This window comes from Pseudovibrio sp. Ad46, assembly GCF_001623065.1.
GTDB lineage: Bacteria > Pseudomonadota > Alphaproteobacteria > Rhizobiales > Stappiaceae > Pseudovibrio.
Genome location: NZ_LMCG01000080.1, coordinates 89,144 through 104,373, shown reverse-complemented (window position 1 = coordinate 104,373; position 15,230 = coordinate 89,144). Strand labels below are relative to the sequence as shown.

The 15,230-nt window shown below is 52.5% G+C and carries 15 protein-coding genes and 1 other RNA gene; 12 read left to right on the top strand and 4 right to left on the bottom strand.

Annotation, left to right across the window (positions count from 1 at the left end; genetic code table 11):
* Nucleotides 1-230: 230 nt before the first annotated feature.
* Nucleotides 231-728 (top strand): lytic transglycosylase domain-containing protein, encoded by a 498-nt coding sequence (locus PsAD46_RS23850; protein WP_057465711.1) that lies wholly within the window; start codon nucleotides 231-233, stop codon nucleotides 726-728.
* A 169-nt stretch (nucleotides 729-897) separates the two neighbouring features.
* Here the strand turns inward: PsAD46_RS23850 and PsAD46_RS23845 are convergent, their stop codons facing one another.
* Complete coding sequence (locus PsAD46_RS23845; RefSeq protein ID WP_063308011.1) at nucleotides 898-1,596, bottom strand: pyridoxamine 5'-phosphate oxidase family protein; 699 nt, start codon at nucleotides 1,594-1,596, stop codon at nucleotides 898-900.
* 222 nt (nucleotides 1,597-1,818) lie between these two features.
* Between PsAD46_RS23845 and PsAD46_RS23840 the strand changes: the two genes are divergently transcribed.
* Both PsAD46_RS23840 and rnpB read left to right on the top strand, forming a co-directional pair.
* A complete protein-coding gene (locus PsAD46_RS23840) occupies nucleotides 1,819-3,252 on the top strand; it encodes a PLP-dependent aminotransferase family protein (protein WP_208982008.1) in 1,434 nt (477 codons plus the stop codon).
* A 44-nt stretch (nucleotides 3,253-3,296) separates the two neighbouring features.
* An RNA gene (gene rnpB / locus PsAD46_RS23835) (RNase P RNA component class A) lies at nucleotides 3,297-3,692 on the top strand.
* A 5-nt stretch (nucleotides 3,693-3,697) separates the two neighbouring features.
* On the opposite strand, the gene PsAD46_RS23830 is transcribed toward rnpB, so the two are convergent.
* Complete coding sequence (locus PsAD46_RS23830) at nucleotides 3,698-4,330, bottom strand: LysE family translocator (RefSeq protein ID WP_063308010.1); 633 nt, start codon at nucleotides 4,328-4,330, stop codon at nucleotides 3,698-3,700.
* 172 nt (nucleotides 4,331-4,502) lie between these two features.
* Nucleotides 4,503-5,225 (bottom strand): SDR family oxidoreductase, encoded by a 723-nt coding sequence (locus tag PsAD46_RS23825; RefSeq protein ID WP_063308009.1) that lies wholly within the window; start codon nucleotides 5,223-5,225, stop codon nucleotides 4,503-4,505.
* 151 nt (nucleotides 5,226-5,376) lie between these two features.
* Between PsAD46_RS23825 and PsAD46_RS23820 the strand changes: the two genes are divergently transcribed.
* The 3 genes from PsAD46_RS23820 to pepT all read left to right on the top strand — a co-directional run bounded on the left by PsAD46_RS23820 (nucleotide 5,377) and on the right by pepT (nucleotide 8,133).
* Nucleotides 5,377-6,060: an SUMF1/EgtB/PvdO family nonheme iron enzyme gene (locus PsAD46_RS23820; RefSeq protein ID WP_063308008.1), complete on the top strand. Its 684-nt coding sequence runs from the start codon at nucleotides 5,377-5,379 to the stop codon at nucleotides 6,058-6,060.
* A gap of 119 nt (nucleotides 6,061-6,179) precedes the next feature.
* Nucleotides 6,180-6,800 carry a LysE family translocator gene (locus PsAD46_RS23815; RefSeq protein WP_208982007.1) on the top strand — a complete coding sequence of 207 codons (621 nt, stop codon included), beginning with the start codon at nucleotides 6,180-6,182 and terminating at the stop codon, nucleotides 6,798-6,800.
* Nucleotides 6,801-6,891: 91 nt separating this feature from the next.
* Nucleotides 6,892-8,133: a peptidase T gene (gene pepT / locus PsAD46_RS23810; protein WP_063308006.1), complete on the top strand. Its 1,242-nt coding sequence runs from the start codon at nucleotides 6,892-6,894 to the stop codon at nucleotides 8,131-8,133.
* 42 nt (nucleotides 8,134-8,175) lie between these two features.
* Here the strand turns inward: pepT and PsAD46_RS23805 are convergent, their stop codons facing one another.
* Nucleotides 8,176-8,598 (bottom strand): helix-turn-helix domain-containing protein, encoded by a 423-nt coding sequence (locus tag PsAD46_RS23805; protein WP_057465717.1) that lies wholly within the window; start codon nucleotides 8,596-8,598, stop codon nucleotides 8,176-8,178.
* A 69-nt stretch (nucleotides 8,599-8,667) separates the two neighbouring features.
* On the opposite strand from PsAD46_RS23805, the gene PsAD46_RS23800 reads away from it, so the two are divergent.
* The 6 genes from PsAD46_RS23800 to PsAD46_RS23775 all read left to right on the top strand — a co-directional run bounded on the left by PsAD46_RS23800 (nucleotide 8,668) and on the right by PsAD46_RS23775 (nucleotide 15,224).
* Nucleotides 8,668-9,900, top strand: coding sequence for an MFS transporter (locus PsAD46_RS23800; protein WP_063293910.1), 1,233 nt, complete (start codon nucleotides 8,668-8,670; stop codon nucleotides 9,898-9,900).
* 286 nt (nucleotides 9,901-10,186) lie between these two features.
* Nucleotides 10,187-11,005: a sugar phosphate isomerase/epimerase family protein gene (locus PsAD46_RS23795; protein ID WP_063308005.1), complete on the top strand. Its 819-nt coding sequence runs from the start codon at nucleotides 10,187-10,189 to the stop codon at nucleotides 11,003-11,005.
* A gap of 618 nt (nucleotides 11,006-11,623) precedes the next feature.
* Entirely contained in the window at nucleotides 11,624-12,094 is a 471-nt protein-coding gene (locus PsAD46_RS23790) for a cell division protein MraZ (RefSeq protein WP_057465720.1), read from the top strand.
* Nucleotides 12,094-13,131 (top strand): 16S rRNA (cytosine(1402)-N(4))-methyltransferase RsmH, encoded by a 1,038-nt coding sequence (gene rsmH, locus PsAD46_RS23785; RefSeq protein ID WP_193757776.1) that lies wholly within the window; start codon nucleotides 12,094-12,096, stop codon nucleotides 13,129-13,131. The genes PsAD46_RS23790 and rsmH overlap by 1 nt, the downstream gene beginning before the upstream one ends.
* 3 nt (nucleotides 13,132-13,134) lie before the next feature.
* The gene (locus PsAD46_RS23780) at nucleotides 13,135-13,488 is read left to right on the top strand and encodes a hypothetical protein (protein ID WP_057465722.1); all 354 of its coding nucleotides are present in this window, start codon (nucleotides 13,135-13,137) and stop codon (nucleotides 13,486-13,488) included.
* Between the two features lie 11 nt (nucleotides 13,489-13,499).
* A complete protein-coding gene (locus PsAD46_RS23775) occupies nucleotides 13,500-15,224 on the top strand; it encodes a penicillin-binding protein 2 (RefSeq protein ID WP_063308004.1) in 1,725 nt (574 codons plus the stop codon).
* Nucleotides 15,225-15,230 lie beyond the last annotated feature (6 nt).

Sequence of the window (15,230 nt, the reverse complement as noted above, 5' to 3'; positions counted from 1 at the left end):
TAATACGTAATATGAATACGATTTGATTACGTAGGGGAATGACTCTGTTTTGCTGAAAAGTTTCCTTAAGTAAGGCTGATGTGCCCTGCATCAGCCCTTTTTGTGCCATAAACTAAGGTTTATGCCAGTTTTTAAACATTAAAATTGTAACTTTTCGTGATCAGACCTGTCTGATTTTCGTCTCATCTTCTGAAGATAAACACTCCTGCTCAAAACATGATTGCCAGGAAATGAAGATGAACCTTACAAAAATAAAAAATAACGTAGTAATCCCCGTTCTTGCTGCAAGTGTTATGCTCGGCGGTGTTGTGAATACCAATGTCTTCTCTGATGAAGCTGCAGCGGCTACTAAAAAGGGTAGCTACGTTAAGCTGATCGAACAGAAAGCCAAGAAGCACGGCGTTCCGCACCACATTGCGAAGGCTGTTGTTGAAGTGGAAAGTAACTTCAACGCAAGAGCGCGTGGCCGTGCCGGTGAAGTTGGTCTCATGCAGATTAAGCCATCTACCGCACGTGGTATGGGTTATCGCGGTTCGACCAAAGCTCTTTATAAACCAGAGAACAACATCGAATGGGGCATGCGATATCTGGCTGGTGCTTATAAGCGCGCTGGCGGAGATCTGTGCGGAACCATTTTGCGATACAACGCTGGCCACTATGCCAAGCGTATGAACCGGATTAGTGCCAAGTACTGCAAGCGCGTTAAGGATATTATGGCACGCAGCTAAATGCATCTTGCATATTCGGGCGGGGGACTGTAAGTTCCCATTCAAAGTTTCTTAGAATTTTATGAATGTCTGACCGACGGTCAGTCTGTCTGCAAGGACATATCAGGGTGGTTGACCGGGCAAAGTCAACCACCCTAACTCTTAAAATTTTAGGCGAATTCCCCGAAAATTAGGCGAACTTTCGAGCTGCATTTGTTGGCGAAGCGGGCACCTTCACGCCATCCAGTAGTTTCCCATCATCAATCGGTTGACCGAGTGACGTTGTGACCGGAACAACGCCAGCCCAATAGGGTAGCGCGTAATCCTCCGCATCGTCGACCGGAGCGCCCTGACGGATTTTTGCTGAGGCGTGTTCGATCTCGATTGCGATGACCCCAGTTGAGATCTGTTCCTTCTCCGTCATCGGGCGGACCTCATCCCATCTGCCAGGCAAAAGGTGTTCGGTGATTGCCTTGAGTGAGTCCCATGCTTCCTGATGGTCGGTGACAAGGCGGGCCGTGCCGTGAATGACGGCGGTTCGGTAGTTGACGGAATGGTGGAAAGCTGACCGCGCAGCAACAATGCCGTCAATGAGTGTGAATGTGAGACAGACTTGGGAGTCTTTGCTCATCTTCTTCACGATCCGCGCTGCTTTCGCGCCGTGAATGTAGATAGTGCGGTCCATAACTGCAAAAGCCATGGGAATGACCATTGGGCGGTCTTCATCCATGAAGCCGACATGGACGACGAGGGAGCTCTCCAGAATTGGGAGGATTGTGTTCCAATCATAATCCGCGCGCAGACTTGTTCTGACACGAGCAAATTTAGGTGGCTTGGTTTCACGAGTGCTAGTGCTTGGCGCTGCTTCAAGTGTCATTTCTGCTGTCATTGTCTTAACCGTTTCTGGTCCCCGGTTTTGAGCGAAAACGGCAATATGGGACCAGTTAGCCCGGCAAGTGGTTTGAGTTTGTGCTCTGACTGCTTGCCGGGTTTTCTGTTTCATTTGTGCACGTTACCCCCGCTGCGGGGCGAAGAAGTATTGTGCTGATCTGTATTCTCTGCAAAACTGGTTCCTCATATAGATCCGCTTAATCAAATTGTGGGGTGCCAGTTGTTTGAGTATGTTGTGATGATCAATCGCGAGGTCAGCACTCCGCTGTCGAGCCAGATTTATCAGCAGTACCGGGATGCAATTCTGAAGCGGCGTGTTCCTGAAGGAGAGCGGTTGCCCAGCTCACGTCAGTTGGCGACCAGCCTTTCCGTTTCTCGCAACACAGTGAACACGGCCTATGATTTGCTGCGGTCCGAAGGGCTGGTGGACGTGCGGTCTGGTGCTCGGCCTGAAGTGGTGGCCTTGCCTGAGGTTGAAGGGGCTGTTGTTGCAGGTCCTGTTCGTGAAACGACACCTCCGCTTTCATCGCGTGGCAAGCGATTTTCTTGTAATCACCGTTACACGAGCCCGTCGGGAAGGGGCGTTTCCATGCAGCCGGGTGAACCTTCGCGAGAGCTGTTTCCCAAAGAACAATGGGCACGGAGTTTGCGGCGCGCAGCGCGGTTGCTCAACGGCAATGCACTGGGATACGAACACACTTCTGGCCTGCCTGAGTTGCAGCGGGTACTGGCACAGTATCTGGCACAGGAGCGCGGGGTGATCTGCTCTCCTGAGCAGGTTCTCGCCTTTCCGACCACACAATCAGCGCTCTCGCTCATGTCTCAGTGTTTTTCTGAGGAAGGGGACGTGGCACTGCTTGAGGAGCCGGGATATCTGGGTGCGCGATCAGCCTTTTATGCTGCTGGGTTGAAGGTGCAGGCTTTAACTGAGATTGATCAGGTTTCACGTGCCTCTTTGATCTATGTGACGCCTTCGCACCAATACCCAACTGGCCGGCGCATGGAGATGAGTGAGCGACTTATGTTGCTTAAACAGGCTCACGACAAAGGTGCGGTGATTTTAGAAGATGATTACGACAGTGAGTTCTTGTTTGAAGGGCGGCCGATTGCAGCGCTTCAGGGGCTGGGTGATCGTCACTCTGTGATCTATATCGGTACCTCAGCAAAGTCGCTCATGCCGGGTATTCGGCTTGCTTATGCGGTTGTTCCTAAAGAGCATGTGGTGGGATTGGAGTTGGCGCAGCGGGCATCGGGTGCACTGGCTAATGTGCATGTACAGATGGCCTTTGCAGATTTTATTGAGAGTGGGCACTTTCGGGCGCATCTGAACAAGATCCGCAGTGCTTACCATGAAAACGGTGTTGCGCTGTGCCAGTTGGTCGGGGAGCGTTTTGGCAATCAGGTTGGTGTTTCCATGCCAACCGGAGGCTTGCAGACTTGCCTTTATCTGCCGGAGACCTGCGATGATGTGGCTGTTGCGGACCTGATGAACCAGAAGGGCTTTGGGGTTAATCCGCTTTCCGTATTTTATCTTGGCGCACCGCAGAAGGGGCTTGTTGTTGGGTTTGCTGAGGCGAATGAGAAGCTGCGGAGTGGCTTTGTTCAAGCTCTTGAGCAAGCAATGGAACTGAGCGGAGATCGTGTGCAAGCGTAATTCTTTGCTTGACCTTTTTCCTTAGGCTCCGTAGTTCAGGTGCACCAGTCGGCCGGACGGTTGCTGCTGCAAGTGCCGAAAGGCCGCAGTGGAGGAAAGTCCGGGCTCCATGGAGACACGGTGCCGGATAACGTCCGGCGAGGGTGACCTTAGGGAAAGTGCCGCAGAAAGCAAACCGCCAGTGCATGCATTGGTAAGGGTGAAAGGGTGGGGTAAGAGCCCACCGCGTTTTTGGCAACAAAAACGGCATGGTAAACCCCACCGGGAGCAAGACCGAATAGGGGCGGCGCGGAAGTTTACTTCCAGTCATGTTTCCAGACCTGACCGCCCGGGTGGGTCGCTAGAGGTGTTCAGTAATGGGCATCCCAGATGAATTGCCGTCGCGTACAAGGGTAACACCTTGTGCCTTACAAAACCCGGCTTACAGGCCGACTGGTATTTTTCTTTATACATCGCTTGTCAGCAGCTTGTAGCCTGCAAAGGTGAAGAAGCTGCCGAGCAGTCCTTCGATCCATCTCCGAGCCTTTCGGTAGGCGGTGATCATGGTTTGAGTTGAGAATGCATAGGTGTACGTGAGATGCCCGACAGTCGACAGGATTGATGTTCCTGCGATGACGGAAAGGCCTACCCACCATGGTGCAGCGTGATCCAATGCTAGAGAAATAACTGCAATCCAAGTGAACGCTGCTTTGGGATTTGTCATCTGAATTACTAGACCTCGCCGGTAGTAAGCCCAGTGATTGTTTCCTAATGATATGGAACTCAGCTCTTGTCGTTTACTTCTGCCTGCAGACCTAAACGCCTTGAACGCCAGCCAGAACAAGTAGCAAGCTCCTGCAATCTTAATAATCGTCATCAATGAGGCGTAGAATGCGAGTAGACTTGTAAGACCGAGTAGTGTCAGTGTGCCCCATAAAAATGAACCCGTGGCAATCCCAAGTGCAAGCGATTTGCCGGCGGGCCTGCTGTTGGCCATTGATGTGCCAATGATCGACATAATGTTGGGGCCGGGACTAAATAAGCCGATGGCAAACGCTGCATAGGCCAATAGAATACCGCTTACATAGGTCTCTTGCATTTCTATACTCCCCTCAACACAGCAAGTTAGGTGATTTGAGTTCTTGAGACAATGCAGTGACGCTGTATCGAAAGCTTGAGGCAAAAAGAAAACACCGCTGTTGTTGGCAGTGCTTTTGAAGGCGTGGCAAATTTAGAGCGGATTGTAGCCCGTTAGCGGTGCTGTCGTATGATCAGCCAGATTGCCGTGTTGCTGTGATAACCAGTTCGCGAATGTTTACGGTTTGGGGCTGGTTGTAGGCAAATAGGGTCGCGTCGGCCACGTTTTGTGGGTCAAGTGCACCACCGATTTGCCGTTTCTGTTCTTCGTAGTCTTCGCGGATTTTTGCATCGCGTGTGCTGGAAGGGAGGGGTGTTTCAACCAGACCTGGTACGATGGTGATGACACGGACGTTGTGGCCTGCCACCTCTTGTCGTAATGCTTCGCTGAGGCCGTGGACAGCGACTTTGGTGGCGCCATAGGCCGCACGCATGGGGAAGGGCTTTTTAGCAGTCATGGACCCTATGTTGATGATGGTGCCAGAGCCTCGTTGGTACATTGCTGGCAGCACTGCGTGGATGCCGTTGAAGACACCGCGCAGGTTCACGTCGATCATTGTCTCCCAATCTTCTGGATTTTGATCTTTTAGCTCGCTCAGGAACATGCAGCCTGCGTTGTTGATGAGGGCATCTGCCGGGCCTAAAGCTTGCTCGGCATGACGGATGGCCTTGATCATGTGCTCGCGATTTGTGACGTCGACTTTGCTGCAGATCGTGTTGGGAAGGTCCATCGCCATCATGGGTTCCGTGCGTCTTGCCAAGAGCAACAGAGGGTGCCCGTCTTTGCTGAAGGTTTTTGCAAGGGCTGCGCCGATGCCTGAGCTGGCACCTGTGATCACAACAAGAGGCTTCGTCATGGGTCTGCTTATGTTCCGATCATTGTGAGCGGGATGATCTTTCAATTCATTAGCCAAAATAGTTTTCTGAAGCTTGTTGGGAGCGCGTAAAGTTTGCTTCTATTCGTTGGTGTGCCACACTCGGCGCGTTGGAGCTTATTGGTTTGTTGGAATGCTGTTGGGGGAGTTGAGTTCCACTTTGATACCGGAAATGGTGACGATCCCTGCCGGTGTCCTTCTTCAGAAAGATGATCGTAAAAGGGAGCGATGGACAGCTCAGGTTCAGTCGTTTGATACTTCGAAATATCTGGTTACACAGGCGCTGTATGCGTCTGTTCTGGATGAGCGGCCCTCTCAGTTTACTGGTGATGATTTGCCCGTTGACTCTGTCAGCTGGTTTGATGCGGTCAGGTTTTGTAATGGCCTTTCTGAGCGGTATGGCCTGAAGCCTTACTACCTTGAGCATGGGGACGGGCTGGTTGATCGGTGCGCCATAAACGATGGGTATCGTCTGCTGACAGATGCTGAGTGGGAGTATGCGTGTCGTGCTGGTTCTCAAGGACCGCGCTATGGTGCGCTTGAAGATATCGGGTGGTTTGCCGAAAACTCAGCTGGAACTCCGCAGGCAGTAGGGTGCAAAGACCCGAATGAGTTTGGGCTCTACGATATGCTGGGCAATGTTTGGGAGTGGTGTTGGGATCTTTATGATCCAGCTGTTTATGGAGAGTACCGCGTGTTTAAAGGTGGTGGTTGGGCAGATGATGAACGGGGTTGCCTTGTCACCAACAGACGGCGCAGTCACCCAACCTTTCGTGTTGAGGACCTGGGTTTTCGTGTTGCGCGGTCAATAAAGTAGGTTGCTTGCTGGCAAGGAAGCCTCTGTCCAAGAAAAACACCGGTATTGTCTTGCAAGCTTGACTGCACCAACGCAATCAATTACCCAAGATTTGATTTGTGTATACAGTGGAATACAAAATGGATTTTTGGGTTTGGGTTTCTTTTGTGCTGATTTCTGCGGCGAATATTGTGACGCCGGGGCCAGCGATCCTTAATACCCTGCGACGGGCTGCGCAGCTGGGGATGGGGCGGGTTCTTCCGACTATTCTCGGCAATACACTTGGGCTTGCGATTGCGGGTGCATTTTGCGCGGGTGGTGTGGTGAGTTTTGTGCTCACCTCTGAGATTTTGTGGAGTGTGTTCCGATGGATGGGTGTCGGTTATCTGGTCTGGCTCGGGCTTAAGTTTGTCTTCAAGCGTGAGGAGATTGATTTATCAGGGGATGTCAGCGTTTCTGTATCTGGATTGACACTGTTCTGGGAAGCGTTTTTGCTGGCGGTGACCAACCCAAAAGCGATCCTGTTTTTTGTTGCTCTGTTCCCGCAAGTTATGAGCTCTGAGTTGGCCCTGCTGCCACAGGCGAGTATTCTTGTTGCAACGTTTTGTGGGATCTCTGTCCTATCTTTAAGCGGGTATTCTGCGTTGGCCTCGTTGTTGCGAGCGCGCTTTATCACTCAGGCTCGGTATCGCCGGTTCCGTGTGTTGTCGGGCTTTGTTCTTTTTGGGTTTGCAGGGAAAATTGCGAGTGAGGTGCGGTAAAAGCGGTTTGCTTTTGCTCCTATGGCAGTGTTCCAACTTGAAAGTTGATGGGGCTTCGCGCAGATAGAAGGTAACTGCAAGGAGATCTTCTATGAGAACAGAATTTGATCAGGAACTGGAAGAGCGCCTCGTTCGCTATGCGGCTATTGATAGCCAGAGCGATGAGACGTGCCCGGAGTCCCCAAGCTCTCAGATCCAGCTTGATGTACAAAAGGTGGTGCGTGCTGAGCTGATGGAGATTGGTGCCAGTGACGTTGAGCTGACTGAATACGGCGTTGTTCTTGCCACTATTCCTGCGACTGTCGAGACTGATGCGCCTGTGATTGGCCTGCTGGCGCACGTGGATACCGCCCCGGCCTACCATGCTGAGGGTGTGAAGCCACGCGTTCACCGTGCTTATGATGGTTCTGCAATTTCCTTCCCGGATGCCTCTGAGTTGTCCCTGTCTCCTGAAAACTCCCGTTATCTTGGTGAGAAAATCGGTGATGACATTATCACCGCCAGTGGAAGTACGTTGCTGGGTGCGGATGACAAGGCCGGCGTTGCGATCATCATGTGCCTTGCACGTCATTTGCTGAGCAACCCTCAGATTCCTCATGGCAAGCTTCGTATTGCGTTTACGCCGGATGAAGAAATCGGGCGCGGTGTGCATGACAAGTTGCCTGGCGCTCTGGGTGCGGATTTTGCTTACACGCTGGATGGCGGCAAAGTGGGCGAGCTGAACTATGAGAACTTCTGCGCTGATGGTGCGACAGTAAAGATCACTGGCGTTTCCGTGCATCCTGGTTATGCGAAGGATAAGCTGGTCAACGCGTTGCATCTGGCAGGCAAGATCATCACCATGCTACCGCATGCGACGATGACACCTGAGACCACTGATGGTCGTGATGGCTTTATCTTTATTGCCGACATGGTGGGGAATGCAGCTGAAGCGGAACTGCATTTTGTGCTGCGTGATTTTGAGCTGGAAGGTCTGGAAGCGAAAGCTGATCTGCTGGAGCAGGTATGTGCTGCAGTTCAGGCTACTGAGCCGCGTGCTTCCATCTCTTGTGAGGTCAAAGAACAGTATCGCAACATGCACCATTGGCTGCGTGATGATATGACCCCAGTTGAGCTTGCTAAGGCAGCTTATGAGGACATGGGCTTGAGTGTATCTGCCAAGCCGATCCGTGGCGGAACCGATGGTTCTGTGCTGACCGCGAAGGGGACATCCTGCCCGAACATCTTCACCGGCATGCAGGAAATCCATGGGCCGCTGGAATGGATCAGCGTGCAGGACATGGCATGTGCGATGCAGGTGTGCCTTAAGCTTGTTGAGCGCGCTGCGAAGTAAGAGGCCCCTAAAAACCGCTTCATGAGAACATGGAACCGTCGGCTATTTGGTCGGCGGTTTTTTCTTTGCTGGTTTCCGCCTGTCCGATGCCTTGAGCATGCGTTGGAAGGAAGGGCACTCCATATGGCTCGGGGCAGGGCAGTCGGCCACGTGGTGCAGGACATCGCGCAGGGCTGTGAGTTCCTTGATTTGCTCATCAATCAGATCGGCACGTTCACGGATCTGCTCTCGCGGGATCTGGAGCTGACCCTTTTCAGAAAACATGCCTGCAATCTCTGTCAGTGAAAATCCACCAGCCTTGGCGAGTGTGATCAGAGAGAGTTTCGTTAGGATTTGCGGCTCGTACTGACGTCGGAGACCGTGCCGCGTTATGGATTGAATGAGCCCGACTTCCTCATAATATCGCAGTGTGGAGGGCTTCACGCCTGAGCGTTCGGTGATCTCTCCAATATCCAGCAGTTTCATACTTGACCTCAAGTTGACTTGAAGTCGTATCCTGATCTCAACAGGGTAATTTTGCAAGAGGATAAGCAAATGAAACAAGTGCACGTGGAGCCCGAACAACAGGTCTGGAAAGACCCCAGAGCGATTGCTCTTTTAATGGCGGCTACTTTAACGGTCATGGCGAACGCGACGATCAGTCCTGCTCTTGCTGGATTGGAGGAGATGTTCCGGGATGATCCAAATGTTCTTTGGTTGTCCCGGCTTCTGGTCTCAACGCCTTCGCTGACTGTTGTTATCTGTGCCCCGCTGGCTGGAGTGATCGCAGATCGCTATGGTCGGCGGGCACTGTTGCTTACAGGTGTCCTGCTGTTTGCTGTGATGGGAAGTGCCGGCATGATCCTGCCGGACCTGACGAGTATATTGATGAGCCGATTGGGTCTTGGCATTGCAGTTGCCATGGTGATGACGGCGCAAACAGCTTTGATCGGTGACTACTTTGTCGGCAACCAGCGCAGCTCTCTGATGGGGCTACAGACGTCGGCTCGTAACTTTGGCGGTTTTCTCTTTATCTCAATGGCTGGCTTGCTGGCTGTTACTTCTCCGCGGTTACCGTTTGCGATTTATGGGCTTGCGTTGCTCATGGTGCCGTTCTTGTGGCGTTATATCAGCGAACCGGTGAAGCACTCTGCAGCTGCAAAGAAGGCTGCAAGTGCAGAAGACGACGGATCTCCGGCTTGGGTCTGGCTGCTGGCGGCATTGGCTTTACTGCAAATGCTGACCAATATGATCTTCTTCCTTATGCCGACACAGCTGCCGTTCTTTCTGGATGCTCAAGGTTATGACAGTGCGACTATGACAGGTGCTGCGCTGGGTGCGTTGATGCTGACTGGTGGCACGGCAGCTCTGCTTTACGGGCGGATTAAAGCGCGTGTTGGTTACAGTGGGGCATTTACGCTGGCCTACGGATTCATGGCGATTGGGCTGATGTTGCTGACCCTTCAGAAAACCTGGAGCGTGTTCCTGGGGACCGCTGCGATGGGTGCTGGGTATGCGCTTGCGATGCCGAACTTTCCAGCTATCGCCCTTCAGGTAGCTCCGAGCTCGCGGCGTGGTATGGCAGGTGGGGTGCTGACTTCCTCTGTTTTCCTTGGTCAGTTCCTTTCTGTTTTTGTCAGCATTCCTTTGATTGCTGCGGTTGGATTTGCCGGGACGTTTCGGATTGTGGCTACTGCGCTGACCTGCATGGCGCTTATCGGCTTACTCGTCTTTATCTGGCGCTCGGTTCGTAAGGCAGCAACGGCGTTTGTGCGGATGGAAAACTGAGTGTGATGAACTTACGAGAGCGTCAGCTTTTGAGCGTGTTAAGCGCATTTTTTGTTGATGCTCTCGATCGCTCTGGAATAGTACGTAGACCGTGCAAAACGAAACTGTCATGGTGCTCTGATTGCCGCAAAATATATGCGGCGGGATGAGCGCTTAAAGCAGTGAGAGCGAGCCGGAACAAGGTAAGCAGCTTTAGGCGATGTAATGCCTTTGACATGCAAGACATGTAAGAGCAAAGGCATAACTGAAAGCAGTGCCTTTTGAGGCCTTATCTTGGAATAGCCGCATGAGTGATTTGCCGGTTTTAGGCGCAGCAATGTGCGTCAAACATCTTCCCCAACATCGTGAATGGTTGCTGGAGCTGCCTCGGGATCTTGAGCTTCAGGATTTCTATAATTGGAACTTGCTGGACAATGGGTGTGATGACTTGGTCGCAGAAGCAAAGAAGCTTCTGGATGGACATGAGGGGCGCCTCGGTCTGCATGGCCCGTTCTGGAATCTGGACCTTTCTGCGGCTGATCCGCTGTTTCAGCAGGCTGTTCGCAAGCGTCTGGATCAAGGTATTGAGTTGTGTGCCAAAATGGGTGCAGACCAGATGGTGCTGCACAGTCCTTACACGATCTGGGATCACAACAACCTCGATCTTTATGACAATGGTCGTCAGATGAAGCTGGAAATGATCCATGCGAACCTGAAGGACGTTGTTGCCAAGGCGGAGGACATGGGTTGTGTCATCGTGTTGGAGAACATCGAAGATCTGGACCCGTCCTATCGGTTGGAGATCCTGAAGAGTTTTGAGAGTGACTCTCTAGCGCTTTCGATTGATACCGGGCACGCGCATTACATGCACTCCTGTTATGGCGCGCCGCCGGTTGATTACTTCATCAAGTCAGCAGGCGATGCTTTGCAGCATGTGCACATTCAGGACATTGATGGTCATGCTGACCGTCACTGGAATCCGGGTGAGGGTTCTATTCCGTGGGAGCCTCTGTTTGCAGAACTGGCAAAACTGAAGAGCAACCCACGCCTGATCCTTGAGATCATGGATGAGACCACTTTGCGCAAAGGCGCAGACTATCTGGTTGGGTTGGGTCTCGCCAGATAACGGGAGGTTTGCTCCCTGTGATGAGATATGGGGTCGGCAGTGCTGCCGACCTCCTTTGTTTGAGCGATCAAAGTAACCAACAAAACCAATTGTGATCGCAGTGTGTGACGTGCCTTCCCAGTGGGATTTATCGACTCGGGACAATCGTGGGTAGGTATGGGAAACTGCCCCACCGTCCTCAGAATGGGCATGGAATTTCATGGCCCGGCATGGGAAAACCGGGGTTTAGCCAAGGCTAATAGGTTAAAATCACTAGAGCCAATCGGCGAAATTCTTTCTTCGACCTCTGTAAAAACTGTGAGTACTTCTGGTTGTAATCGTATTTTAGATGCGTGTAACTCGCAGGAATCCCTGCGTAAACTCCTATCAATACTTCGTTTACCATAATTGGTGATAACTAGCAGATGTTAAGGGGCATTCTTTTCGGTTTGGGCTGGTGGGTTCATTGACGTCCCATGCTATCCCATGGTATCCCATAGGCTCCCGGGATATTCCGGTTTGTACTTCAGTAATCTTGTTGTTTTTGCCTGATTTGAGCGCTGGCTCTCCAAGGAGTGGAGAGTTGTTTGATGTGCCGCTGACAGATCAAGAAGATCTGGCTCATTAAAGAGGGGACCAATGGCTGGTTTTGTTTCGCACTTCACCAATCGGGTGGATGCAAAGGGTCGTGTATCGATCCCTGCACCCTTTCGTGCGGCGTTGGCGAAAGACGGCTTTGAGGGACTCTACTGCTTCCCATCTCCTTTTCAGGAGGCGGTTGATGCAGGCGGTAACGGACTTACAGCGGAAATCCAGAAACGACTTGATGCGTTTTCAACGCTCTCAATGGAGTACGACGCTCTGTCCACGGCGCTTTACGGCGCAAGTGAAACCCTTAAAATTGATCGGGATGGCCGGATTGTTCTTTCTGAGATGATCCGCAACCACACCGGCATTGATGGTGAAGTCACGTTTGTTGGGCAGGGGTTTAAGTTTCAGATTTGGGAACCGACAAGGTTCTCCAAGCACCGCGACGAGGCCATGAAGCGGGCGCTTGCAGTATTGTCTTCCGGCGGTGCGCCGGGGACAGCAGCCGGAGGGGCACTATGATGACGGGCGGCGACGGAGATAAATCCGGTATCGCTGGCGGACCAGCGCGTCACATTCCAGTCCTTCTGGAACGGGTGCGGGAGGCAATGGCCCCCGCGCCGGGTGATGTGATTATTGACGGCACGTTCGGTGCCGGTGGTTACTCAAGGGCTTTTCTTGAGGCTGGAGCCAGTGTGATTGGCGTTGATCGGGATCCAGATGCGATCCGTGACGGTCGCGTTTTGGAGCAAGAGTCCGATGGACGCTTGCAGCTGGTGCACGGACAGTTTGTTGATCTTGAAGACCATGCACGTGCGCTTGGCTATGATGCTGTTGACGGCGTGGTGATGGATCTTGGCGTGTCTTCCATGCAGTTGGATCAGGCGGAGCGCGGTTTCTCGTTCCGGTTTGACGGACCGCTGGATATGCGCATGGAGCAGGATGGTCCAAGTGCGGCGGACGTGGTGAATACCATGGAGCGCCAGCATTTGACGCGCATCATCGGGATGCTTGGCGAAGAAAAGCGTGCTTCCAGTGTTTCACATGCCATTTGTCAGGCGCGTGAAGAGAAGCCTTTTGAGACAACGCTTGAGCTTGCTCGCGTGATTGAGAAGGTGGTGAAGCGTAATCCGAAAAAGGCCAGCATTCATCCGGCAACGCGGACCTTTCAGGCGCTGCGTATCTATGTGAATGGCGAGTTGCATCAGGCGGCTGGTGCTCTTGCAGCAGCGGAACGGATTTTGCGTCCGGGTGGGCGTCTGGTTGTTGTGACGTTCCATAGTCTGGAAGATCGTATTGTAAAGCGGTTCCTTGCGGATCGCTGCAAGACCCGCGGTGGCGGATCCCGCCATATGCCGGAGATGGATATTCCTCCTCCGACTTTCGAATTTATCGTGAAGGGCAATCAGGATGCCAGCGTTGAGGAGATTACTGATAATCCTCGCGCACGTTCTGCTCGTTTGAGAGCTGGACGGCGGTTGGATACGCCTTCGCGGGAGTTAGATATTCATGCGGCAGGCGTTCCGCGCCTTGCTTCATTCCACGGTCTAGGAGGCTAAGCTATGCTGCGCTTCGTAAATCTGTTCTTTATTGTTGCGGTGGTTATTGGTGCTGCGCTCGTTTACGACATCAAGATGTCTAACGAAAACCTTGCCGATCAGGTGCGTCAGCTTTCTGCTGAGATTGCCAAGGAAAAAGACGATATCCGTTACTACAAAGCCCAGTGGAGCGTGCTTAATCAGCCGGGGCGATTGCAGGGAATCGTTGATCGTTACAATGATATTTTGAAGCTTGAGCCACTGCGTGCGGAACAGATCACGACACTGAAGGCGTTGCCGGTTAGACCTGTTCTGATGGAGCCAGTCTCTGCTGATGCGATGAGCGGTTACGCCAGTCGCGTTACATCCGTGCAGTAAGGGAGGGGCTCGTGGCCAGGAAAGCTGATAGCTCCTTTTTGCGGCGGTCTAATGTGAACCAAAAGCATGGCACAAGTGCGATCCGGCTACGTGGTCCGGGACGCTCGCGCATTTTCTTTGCGATGACTATCTTTGTGTTTGTGTACGGAGCTATTGCCGGTCGTCTGATCCTGCTTGGTTTGCAGGATGGGGACCCTGCTGAGCGGTTCCTTGCTGCGCAGAGTTCTGTTGCTCAGGCGCGCCCTGATATTGTTGACCGCAATGGTGAAATCCTCGCGACCGATATCAAGAGTGCTGCGCTTTATGCTGAGCCGCGCAAGATTCCTGATACAGATGAAGTCTTTGACGGGCTGATCTCTGTTTTGCCGGAGCTGGATACGCCATCTATCAAGAAGCGTCTTGAGAGCAATGCGCTGTTTACGTGGCTCAAGCGTGAGATCTCCGTTGAGCAGCGACAGGCCATTCATGCGCTGGGTCTGCCGGGGGTTGGCTTCCGTGAGAGTAATAAGCGGTTTTATCCGGGTGGTCAGACGGTCAGTCATATTCTTGGAACTGTGAATGTCGACAACCAGGGCCTCTCTGGCATGGAGAAGTATGTCGATCAGGCGTGGCTGAAGGATCTGCAGGATCTTGGCTTTACGCAGGATCGGACCATGGAGCCTGTCAAGCTTTCTGTTGATCTGCGTGTTCAGCATGCGGTGCGCGATGAGCTGCGCCGTTCCATGGAATACTACAAGGCCAAAGCGGCCATGGGTGTGGTGCTGAAAGCGGACACTGGTGAAGTGATCGCCATGACGTCGCTGCCGGACTTTGATCCGAACAATCGTCAGCAGGCGCTTGAAAAAGCACGCATGAACCGGGTGACTGGTGGTGTGTTTGAGATGGGTTCCATCTTTAAAGGCATTACCATTGCGATGGCGCTGGATAGCGGCAAGGTGAAGCTGGAAGACGGCTTTGACGCTACCAAGCCTATCCGTGTTGCAGGTCAGAAGATTGATGACTTCCACGGGAAGCGCCGTGTTTTGTCCGTGCCTGAAGTTTTCATTTACTCCTCCAATATCGGCACCATCAAGGTCATGCAGAAAGCAGGCATTGAGGAGCAAAAGGCATTCCTGAAGAAGGTTGGCCTGACCCAGAAAATGACGACCGAGATTCCTGGCGTTGCGCGGCCTCTTCTTCCACCGAAGTGGAATGACCTTGCTGCAATGACGATCTCTTTTGGTCATGGTTTGGGTGTAACGCCGCTGCAGATGGCCGTTGCGGGTGCAACTCTGGTCAATGGCGGCAAGTATCTTGAACCAACGTTCCTGCCTCGCAGTGAGGAAGACGCTGACAAACTTGCTAAACAGGTTCTGAAACCAGAAACCAGCGAGATCCTTCGGTATCTCAACCGTGAAAATGTCCTGCGTGGATCCGGGCGGCGTGCTGCTGTGCCGGGTTATGATGTTGGCGGTAAGACTGGAACAGCGCAGAAGGTTGTGAATGGCCGTTATGCTGAAGGTGTTTATCTGAACTCCTTTATGTCGGCGTTCCCGATGTCCAATCCTGAGTATCTCGTTTTGATTGTTTTGGATGAGCCGCAAAAAGTGGAGGGGCAACGTTATTCCACCGCAGGGTGGAATGCTGTGCCAACCACTGCATCTGTTATCCGCAGAATTGCACCAATGCTCGGCGTAGTGCCTGATTTCGCAGATGACGCAGAAACAATTCCGGTTTCCTATCAGAACCGGAACTAAACAGGA

Bases quoted from the DNA above. Each gene is read 5' to 3' on its own strand.
- PsAD46_RS23850 (WP_057465711.1), top strand. From the start codon at position 231: ATGAAGATGAACCTTACAAAAATAAAAAATAACGTAGTAATCCCCGTT.
- PsAD46_RS23845 (WP_063308011.1), bottom strand. From the start codon at position 1,596: ATGACAGCAGAAATGACACTTGAAGCAGCGCCAAGCACTAGCACTCGT.
- PsAD46_RS23830 (WP_063308010.1), bottom strand. From the start codon at position 4,330: ATGCAAGAGACCTATGTAAGCGGTATTCTATTGGCCTATGCAGCGTTT.
- PsAD46_RS23825 (WP_063308009.1), bottom strand. From the start codon at position 5,225: ATGACGAAGCCTCTTGTTGTGATCACAGGTGCCAGCTCAGGCATCGGC.
- PsAD46_RS23820 (WP_063308008.1), top strand. From the start codon at position 5,377: ATGCTGTTGGGGGAGTTGAGTTCCACTTTGATACCGGAAATGGTGACG.
- PsAD46_RS23815 (WP_208982007.1), top strand. From the start codon at position 6,180: ATGGATTTTTGGGTTTGGGTTTCTTTTGTGCTGATTTCTGCGGCGAAT.
- pepT (WP_063308006.1), top strand. From the start codon at position 6,892: ATGAGAACAGAATTTGATCAGGAACTGGAAGAGCGCCTCGTTCGCTAT.
- PsAD46_RS23805 (WP_057465717.1), bottom strand. From the start codon at position 8,598: ATGAAACTGCTGGATATTGGAGAGATCACCGAACGCTCAGGCGTGAAG.
- PsAD46_RS23800 (WP_063293910.1), top strand. From the start codon at position 8,668: ATGAAACAAGTGCACGTGGAGCCCGAACAACAGGTCTGGAAAGACCCC.
- PsAD46_RS23795 (WP_063308005.1), top strand. From the start codon at position 10,187: ATGAGTGATTTGCCGGTTTTAGGCGCAGCAATGTGCGTCAAACATCTT.
- PsAD46_RS23790 (WP_057465720.1), top strand. From the start codon at position 11,624: ATGGCTGGTTTTGTTTCGCACTTCACCAATCGGGTGGATGCAAAGGGT.
- rsmH (WP_193757776.1), top strand. From the start codon at position 12,094: ATGACGGGCGGCGACGGAGATAAATCCGGTATCGCTGGCGGACCAGCG.
- PsAD46_RS23780 (WP_057465722.1), top strand. From the start codon at position 13,135: ATGCTGCGCTTCGTAAATCTGTTCTTTATTGTTGCGGTGGTTATTGGT.